Genomic DNA, 8,636 nt, shown 5'->3' with positions numbered 1-8,636 from the left:
GGCCGGCACCGCGCACCGCCGAGCTGGACGAGCCCACGCTGGTGGTGCGCGCCCAGGAGGGCGACGTCCGGTCCTTCGAGATCCTCGCCCGCCGGCACCAGGCTGCGCTCTACCGGCTCGCGGTGCGGGTGCTGGGCGACCCGGGCGAGGCGGAGGACGCCCTCCAGGAGGCGTTGCTCGACGCGTGGCGGCGGATCGGGAGGTTCCGGGGCGACGCGGCCTTCTCCACGTGGATGTACCGCGTGGTCACCAACCGCTGCATGAGCGTGCTGCGCACCAGGCGGCCGGTGCCCGTCGACCGGCTCGACGAGTCGGCTGCCGCGTCCGACTCCCCCGAGCGCAGCGTCGAGGTGGACGCCGGGATGGCCGCGCTCGGTGAGGCGCTGCGGGGCCTGCGCGACGAGCTCCGGGTCTGCTGGGTGCTGCGCGAGCTCGAGGGGCTGGGGTACACCGACATCGCCCACATCACCGGGGCGAGCGAGGATGCGGTGCGCGGCCGGATCCACCGCGCGCGGGTGCAGCTGGCGGAGGTGATGCGACCGTGGCGGTGAACGGGGGCTCCTCGGCGGACGGCCCGGACGACTCCGTCCCCCGGCTGGGCTGCGGCCGCGATGCGGCGCTGGCCTGGGACCGGGCGGCGGCCGGGACCGCACCTGACGAGCACGAGCGCGACTGCCCGCACTGCGGCGCGGCGTTCGCCGACGCGCGTGGCCTCGACGCGGTGGTGCACCGCATGGCGTCGGAGGAGCTGGAGCCGCCGTCCTCGACGATGGACCGCGTAATGGCGGCCGTGCTCACCGAGCTCCGCCCGCACGACCTGCTGACGCTGCCGTCGCCGCACGGACCGGTGCGGCTGAGCCGCCCGGCCGCCGCGGCCGTGCTGCGCCACGTCGTCGACCGGATGGACGGCCTGCGGGCCCGCAGCTGCCGCATCGAGCAGCTCGGCGAGGCGGGAGCGCAGGCGCACGCGGCCGACGTGACCATCAGCGTCACCGCGCGGTTCGGCATCGACCTGATGTCGGTCACGGCCAGGGTGCGCCAGATGGTGATCGCGGCGGGCGAGCAGGCGCTCGGGGTGCCGGTGCGGCGGGTGGACATCGACGTGGTCGATCTGTTCGGTGCCGATCTCCCTGGGGCCGGTCTCTTCGGGGAGGAACGGCCGTGACCGAGCAGGACCCTCCGGTGCACCTGCACGTCGGTGACGCGGTGGTGGCCCGGGTGGCGGCCCACCGGGCCCGGCTGGTGCCCGGCGTCGTCGCGCTGCGGCCCGACCTGCCCCAGGCCCTGCTCGGGATCGCGGGGACGGTGTTCGGGCACGACCGCTCCCGACTCCCGGTGGACGGGGTGAGCGTCACGGTGGACGGGCCGTCCGTCGAGGTGGCGGTCAGTGTCGTCACGCGGCTGGGACACAACTGCCGCGACCTCGCCGTGGCGGTGCAGCGGGACGTGGCGGCCGAGGTGCGCGCCTACACGGGGCTGGACGTCACGGTGCGGGTCACGGTGGCCGACGTCCTGCTCGACTGATTTCCCGCCCGTCGGCGTCAGCGCCGCCGGACGTGCAGCACGCAGTCCTCGCACAGGCCGCCGCCCGGCACGCGGTAGTACAGGCAGCAGCTGCGGCGCCGGAACGACCAGTACCGGTCGGGACCCACCGGCGGGAGCAGCTCGCCGGTGCCGGCCAGCCGACCGGCCGCGAGCAGCCGCCCCGCCACCTCGGCCGCCCGCTCGGCGGCCTGCGGGCGCTGCATCCCGACCAGCCGTTTCGCCCCCGCCACCGACGAGGCCACGCTCCCCCACAGCACCCGCTCGGAGATCCGCACCTGCGCGCGCACCGCCGCGACGAGCGGCTCCAGGTGCTGCTCGAACAGAGCGGCCAGCGCGACCGCCGCCTCGTCCGGCCCGGGCACGGGCACGGTCTCGGGCGCCGAGCACCACAGCGGCCACGGGCCGCCCGCCGACGGCCGCCAGTGCAGGGCCTGCGGCGTCAGCTCCGGCAGCTCCCCGTGCAGCACCGCCGCGCCGAACGGCGCCGAGACCAGGAGGGCGGCCAGCCCCTGGAACGCGATCGACGCGGCCACTGCGGCGTCCACCTGATCGGACGCGTCCGTCGGGGTGAGTGCGCGGCGCACATAGGCGATGCGCTCGTGCAGGGGGCCGGGGTCGGTGTAAAGATCCACGAAGGGGCGCCACGAGGGGTCGACGCCCTCGGCCGGCTCGGTGGCCACCGTGAAGAACGGGCCGAGTGCGGCGACGTCGGCCAGCACGGCACGCGCGGTCATCATCGCAGTGTGCCGGGACGGCCACGGGTCGTTAACGAGCCAGACACAATACCTGCTGGATGCCCGAAACCAAGCTTCCTGCGCTGGTCACAGTGGTCACTTCAGCTCTTACTGGCGAATCGCCGCATTGCCATGCGACATTAGCGGAAGCGATCCCGCACCCGCTGCCGTGTGCGCTCGCGCGCGTGCGCAAGAGCCGGCCGACGCCCCACGACGGCGCTCGGCCGTCGTGTCGGCTCCCGGGCGACAACCGGGTGAGGACGCTGCGCCGCGGAGCCGTCCATGCCAGAACAGGCAGTGAGTCGGACTGGTCCGTTACGTTGGTTTTTCCTACCACCACGTCGTCCCGATGCATGTGTCGGGCTGCGCACCGAGACGACAGGAGAGGCACTCATGGCTGTGAACCCAGCGGGTACCTCGGCGGGGCTCTACGCCCCCGAGTTCGAGCACGACGCTTGCGGCGTTGCCATGGTCGCCGACCTCGCCGGTCGCCGCGACCACAACATCGTCCGCAAAGCGCTCACGGCACTGCTGCGGATGGAACATCGTGGTGCGCGCGGCGCCGAGGTCAACACCGGCGACGGCGCAGGCATCCTCATCCAGGTCCCTGACGAGTTCCTCCGCGCGGTCGTCGACTTCGAGCTGCCCCCCGAAGGCACCTACGCCGTGGGCACCGCGTTCCTGCCCGTCGACGCCGGGAAGGCCGAGGCCGCCGTCGCGGAGATCGACCGGCTGGCCGCCGAGGAGGGCCTGCGGGTCCTCGGCTGGCGCGAGCTGCCCGTCGACCCCGACGCCGCCGACATCGGGCCGAGCGCCCGCGCCGCCATGCCGAGCTTCCGCCAGCTGTTCGTGGCCGGCGTCGAAGAGGGCGACGCCGCCCCCACCGGCATCGTGCTGGAGCGCCGCACCTACTGCCTGCGCAAACGCGCCGAGCACGCCACGGGCACCTACTTCCCCAGCCTGTCGCCGCGCACCATCGTCTACAAGGGGATGCTGGCCGAGCCGCAGGTCGAGGCGTTCTACCCCGACCTGTCCGACGAGCGCGTCACGAGCGCCGTGGCAGTCGTCCACTCCCGGTTCTCCACCAACACCTTCCCCGCCTGGCCGCTCGCGCACCCGTACCGGTACGTCGCGCACAACGGCGAGATCAACACGCTGCGCGGCAACCGCAACTGGATGGCCGCCCGCGAGGCGCTGCTGGAGTCCGAGCTGATCCCGGGCGACCTCTCCCGGCTCTCCCCGATCGTCACCCCGGACGCCAGCGACTCGGCCACGTTCGACGAGGTGCTGGAACTGCTGCACCTGGGTGGTCGCAGCCTGCCGCACGCGGTGCTGATGATGATCCCCGAGGCGTGGGAGAACCACCACGAGATGGACCCGTCCCGCCGGGCCTTCTACGAGTTCCACTCCACGCTGATGGAGCCGTGGGACGGTCCCGCGCTCGTCGTGTTCACCGACGGCACCCAGATCGGCGCCGTCCTCGACCGCAACGGCCTGCGGCCCGCCCGCTACTGGATCACCGAGGACGGCACCGTCGTGCTGGCGTCGGAGGTCGGTGTGCTCGACGTCGAGCCGTCGGCCGTGGTGCGCAAGGGCCGCCTGGAGCCGGGCCGGATGTTCCTCGTCGACACCGAGGCCGGCCGGATCGTCGACGACGCCGAGATCAAGGGCGCGCTGGCGGCCGAGCACCCCTACGCCGACTGGCTGCACGCCGGGCTGATCCGGCTCGAGGACCTCGCCCCGCGGGAGCGCGAGATGCCCAGCCACACCGCGCTGACGCTGCGCCAGCAGTCCTTCGGCTACACCGAGGAGGAGCTCAACATCCTCCTCAAGCCGATGGCGAGCTCGGGTGCCGAGCCGATCGGCTCGATGGGCAACGACGCGCCGCTCGCCCCGTTCTCGCAGCGGCCGCGGCAGCTGTTCGACTACTTCACGCAGCTGTTCGCCCAGGTCACCAACCCGCCGCTGGACGCGATCCGCGAAGAGCTCGTGACGTCGCTGCGGTCGTTGCTCGGCCCGGAGCAGAACCTGCTCGACGCCGGGCCCGCAAACTGCCGCACGGTGGTGCTGCCGTTCCCGGTACTGGGCAACGACGACCTGGCCAAGATCATCCACATCAACGACGACGGCGACTTCCCGGGGTTCGCCTCGCACACGGTGCGCGGGCTGTTCCCCGCCGCCGACGGCGGCAAGGGGCTGCGCGACCGGCTCGACGAGATCCGGGCCGAGGTGTCCGAGGCCATCGCCGACGGGGCCCGGCTCATCATCCTGTCCAGCCGCGGAGTCGACGCCGACTGGGCGCCGATCCCGTCGCTGCTGCTCACGGGCGCGGTGCACCACCATCTCGTGCGCGAACGCACCCGCACCCGGGTGGGCCTGATCGTCGAGTCCGGCGACGCCCGCGAGGTCCACCACATCGCGCTGCTCATCGGCTACGGCGCCGCGGCGGTCAACCCGTACCTGGCGATGGCCACGGTCGAGGACCTCGCCGACCGCGGCGACATCCCCGGCGTCGACGCGCGCACCGCCGCGAAGAACCTGGTCAAGGCGCTGGGCAAGGGCGTGCGCAAGACGATGTCCAAGATGGGCGTCTCCACGGTGGCGTCCTACACCGGCGCGCAGATCTTCGAGGCCGTCGGGCTGGGCAGGGACGTGATCGACGCCTGCTTCCGCGGCACCACCTCCCGGCTCGGCGGCGTCGGCTTCGACGTGCTGGCGGAGGAGGTCCTCGAGCAGCACCGCCGGGCCTTCCCCGCCGACGGCGTGCGCCGCACGCACAAGGCGCTCGAGACCGGCGGCGAGTACCAGTGGCGCCGCGACGGCGAGCTGCACCTGTTCAACCCGCAGACGGTGTTCAAGCTGCAGCACTCCACGCGCTCGGGCCGCTACGAGATCTTCAAGGAGTACACCCGCCAGGTCGACGAGCAGGCCGGCAGGCTCATGACGCTGCGCGGCCTCTTCCGGTTCAAGGAGGGCGTACGCCCGCCCGTACCGATCGACGAGGTCGAGCCGGTCGAGGAGATCGTCAAGCGGTTCGGCACCGGCGCCATCTCCTACGGGTCCATCTCGCAGGAGATGCACGAGACGCTCGCGATCGCGATGAACCGGCTCGGCGGCCGCTCCAACACCGGCGAGGGCGGCGAGAACCCCGAGCGCTACACGCCCGACCCCAACGGCGACAGCAGGCGCAGCGCCGTGAAACAGGTGGCGTCCGGCCGCTTCGGGGTCACGAGCGAGTACCTGGTCAACGCCGACGACATCCAGATCAAGATCGCGCAGGGCGCCAAGCCCGGCGAGGGTGGGCAGCTGCCCGGCGGCAAGGTCTACCCGTGGATCGCCGAGACGCGGTACTCCACACCCGGCGTCGGGCTGATCTCCCCGCCGCCGCACCACGACATCTACTCGATCGAGGACATCAAGCAGCTCATCCACGACCTGAAGAACGCCAACCCGCGGGCCCGCATCCACGTGAAGCTGGTCAGCCAGGTCGGTGTCGGCACGGTCGCGGCCGGCGTGGCGAAGGCCTACTCCGACGTCGTGCTCATCTCCGGGCACGACGGCGGCACCGGGGCCTCGCCGCTCTCCTCGATCAAGCACGCCGGTGGCCCGTGGGAGCTCGGCCTCGCCGAGACCCAGCAGACGCTGCTGGCCAACGGGCTGCGCGACCGCATCGTGGTGCAGACCGACGGGCAGCTCAAGACCGGCCGCGACGTCGTCGTCGCCGCGCTGCTCGGCGCGGAGGAGTTCGGCTTCGCCACCGCGCCGCTGGTGGTCTCGGGGTGCATCATGATGCGCGTCTGTCACCTCGACACCTGTCCGGTGGGCGTCGCCACCCAGAACCCCGAGCTGCGCAAGCGCTTCGACGGGCGTCCGGAGTACGTCGTCAACTTCATGCGCTTCATCGCGCAGGAGGTGCGCGAGCACCTGGCACAGCTGGGCTTCCGGTCCGTCGCCGAGGCCGTCGGGCACGCGGAGGTGCTCGACACCGACGACGCCGTGCGGCACTGGAAGACCGAGGGGCTCGACCTCTCGCCGGTGTTCCACACCCCCGAACTGCCCGCCGGTGCCGCGCGGCACCGCACCAAGGGGCAGGACCACGGCCTGGACAAGGCGCTCGACAACACGCTGATCCAGCTGTGCGAGGGCGCACTGTCGCTCGGCGACAAGGTCCACCTCGACCTGCCCGTACGCAACGTCAACCGCACCGTCGGCACGATGCTCGGCTACGAGGTCACCCGGAAGTGGGGCGGCGAAGGGCTGCCCGACGGCACCATCGACGTCACGCTCACCGGCTCGGCCGGGCAGAGCTTCGGCGCCTTCGTGCCGCGGGGCATCACCCTGCGCCTGGTCGGCGACTCCAACGACTACTTCGGCAAGGGGCTGTCGGGCGGGCGGCTCACGCTGCGCCCCGACCCCGAGGCGCCGTTCCCGGCCGAGGACAACATCATCGCCGGCAACGTCATCGGCTACGGGGCCACGTCGGGCGAGATGTTCATCCGCGGCGTCGTCGGCGAGCGGTTCTGCGTGCGCAACTCCGGCGCGCTGGCCGTCGTCGAGGGCGTGGGCGACCACGGCTGCGAGTACATGACCGGCGGTCGTGTCGTCGTGCTGGGCGGGATCGGGCGCAACTTCGCGGCCGGCATGTCCGGTGGCGTCGCCTACGTGCTCGACCTGCCGGAACACCGGATCAACCCGGAGATGGTCGATCTCGACCCGCTCGACGACAGCGACCGCGAGTTCCTGCGCGACGCCGTCGAGCGCCACCACACCGAGACCGGCTCGGCGGTGGCCCGGGCGCTGCTCACCGACTGGGAGGACGCGGTGGCGCGCTTCGGGAAGGTGATGCCCAGGGACTACAAGCGGGTGCTGCAGGCCCGCGAGGCGGCCGAGCGTGACGGTCGCGATGTCAACGCCGCGATCATGGAGGCCGCACATGGCTGACCCGAAGGGTTTCCTCAAGGTTCCCCGGGAGACCCCCACCCGTCGCCCCGTCGACCTACGCCTGAGGGACTGGCGGGAGGTCTACGAGGAGTTCCCGGACGACCAGCTGGAACTGCAGGCCAGCCGCTGTATGGACTGCGGCATCCCGTTCTGCCACCAGGGGTGTCCGCTGGGCAACCTCATCCCGGAGTGGAACAACCTCGTCTACCGCAGCGACTGGCGTGAGGCCATCGAGCGGCTGCACGCCACGAACAACTTCCCGGAGTTCACCGGCACGCTGTGCCCGGCGCCGTGCGAGTCGGCCTGCGTGCTGGCGATCAACAGTGACGCGGTCACGATCAAGCAGATCGAGCTGCAGATCATCGACCACGCGTGGCGCGAGGGATGGGTGCCTCCGCAGGTGCCCGAGGTGCGCACGGGCAGGCGGGTCGCGGTCATCGGTTCCGGGCCGGCCGGGCTGGCCGCCGCGCAGCAGCTCACCCGCGTCGGGCACGACGTGGTGGTCTTCGAGCGGTCCGACCGCATCGGCGGCCTGCTCCGCTACGGCATCCCCGAGTTCAAGATGGAGAAGCACCGGCTCGACCGGCGGCTCGACCAGATGCGCGCCGAGGGCACCGAGTTCCGCACGTCGGTCGACGTCGGCGTGGACGTCACCGTCGAGCAGCTGCGGTCCGACTTCGACGCCGTGGTGCTCGCCGGCGGGGCCACGGCGTGGCGCGACATCCCGGTGCCGGGCCGGGAGGTCGATGGCGTCTACCAGGCGATGGAGTTCCTGCCGTGGGCCAACCACGTGCAGCAGGGAGACATCGACGCTCCCCCGGTCACGGCCGAGGGCAAGCACGTGGTGATCATCGGCGGCGGCGACACCGGCGCCGACTGCCTCGGCACCTCCCATCGTCAGGGCGCCGCGTCGGTCACGCAGCTGGAGATCATGCCGACGCCGCCGGAGCGCCGCACCGACCACATGCCGTGGCCCACCTACCCGATGGTCTACCGCGTGTCGTCCGCCCACGAGGAGGGCGGCGACCGGCTGTACTCGGTGAACACCACCGAGTTCGTGGCCGACGAGGACGGCAAGCTCGCGGCGCTGCGCCTGGTCGAGGTCACCCGCGACGAGAACGGACGGTTCGTTCCCGTGGAGGGCACCGAGCGGGAGCTCCCGTCCCAGCTCGTGCTGCTCGCCATGGGCTTCGTCGGCCCGGAGAAGGGCAAGCTGCTCTCCGACCTCGGCGTGGAGCTCGACGAGCGCGGCAACGTCGCACGTGACGCGGAGTTCATGACCAACGTCGAGGGTGTCTTCTCGGCGGGCGACATGGGCCGCGGCCAGTCGCTCATCGTGTGGGCGATCGCCGAGGGCCGGGCCGCCGCGGCCGGGGTGGACGCGTTCCTGACCGGCCGCGCCGTCCTCCCCCGCCC

6 protein-coding genes are annotated in these 8,636 nt (G+C 72.2%); 5 read left to right on the top strand and 1 reads right to left on the bottom strand.

From position 1 onward, the window contains the following. The 3 genes from HF577_RS35380 to HF577_RS35370 form a co-directional block, all read left to right on the top strand. A partial coding sequence (locus HF577_RS35380; protein ID WP_407692279.1) for an RNA polymerase sigma factor occupies positions 1-551 on the top strand: 551 nt, incomplete at its 5' end. Continuing rightward, positions 542-1,165 carry an Asp23/Gls24 family envelope stress response protein gene (locus HF577_RS35375; protein WP_312859593.1) on the top strand — a complete coding sequence of 208 codons (624 nt, stop codon included), beginning with the start codon at positions 542-544 and terminating at the stop codon, positions 1,163-1,165. The genes HF577_RS35380 and HF577_RS35375, both read left to right, overlap by 10 nt. Then, a complete protein-coding gene (locus HF577_RS35370) occupies positions 1,162-1,524 on the top strand; it encodes an Asp23/Gls24 family envelope stress response protein (protein ID WP_312859592.1) in 363 nt (120 codons plus the stop codon). Before HF577_RS35375 ends, HF577_RS35370 begins: the two co-directional genes overlap by 4 nt. 17 nt (positions 1,525-1,541) lie before the next feature. On the opposite strand, the gene HF577_RS35365 is transcribed toward HF577_RS35370, so the two are convergent. Continuing rightward, entirely contained in the window at positions 1,542-2,279 is a 738-nt protein-coding gene (locus HF577_RS35365) for a (2Fe-2S)-binding protein (RefSeq protein WP_169400360.1), read from the bottom strand. Positions 2,280-2,672: 393 nt separating this feature from the next. Here HF577_RS35365 and gltB point away from each other — a divergent pair, with 393 nt between their 5' ends. After that, complete coding sequence (gltB, locus tag HF577_RS35360) at positions 2,673-7,220, top strand: glutamate synthase large subunit (RefSeq protein WP_169400359.1); 4,548 nt, start codon at positions 2,673-2,675, stop codon at positions 7,218-7,220. Next, on the top strand, positions 7,213-8,636 hold a 1,424-nt coding region (locus HF577_RS35355; protein WP_169400358.1), incomplete at its 3' end, for a glutamate synthase subunit beta. The genes gltB and HF577_RS35355, both read left to right, overlap by 8 nt.

This window comes from Pseudonocardia xinjiangensis (assembly GCF_012911925.1).
GTDB classification, from domain to species: Bacteria; Actinomycetota; Actinomycetes; order Mycobacteriales; family Pseudonocardiaceae; genus Pseudonocardia; species Pseudonocardia xinjiangensis.
Note: the sequence above shows the minus strand (reverse complement) of the source record. Positions and strands in the feature narration are given on the sequence as shown.

What these genes read in the sequence shown, in the direction of transcription:
- HF577_RS35365 (WP_169400360.1), bottom strand. Translation starts at nt 2,279, where the DNA reads ATGACCGCGCGTGCCGTGCTGGCCGACGTCGCCGCACTCGGCCCGTTC.
- gltB (WP_169400359.1), top strand. Translation starts at nt 2,673, where the DNA reads ATGGCTGTGAACCCAGCGGGTACCTCGGCGGGGCTCTACGCCCCCGAG.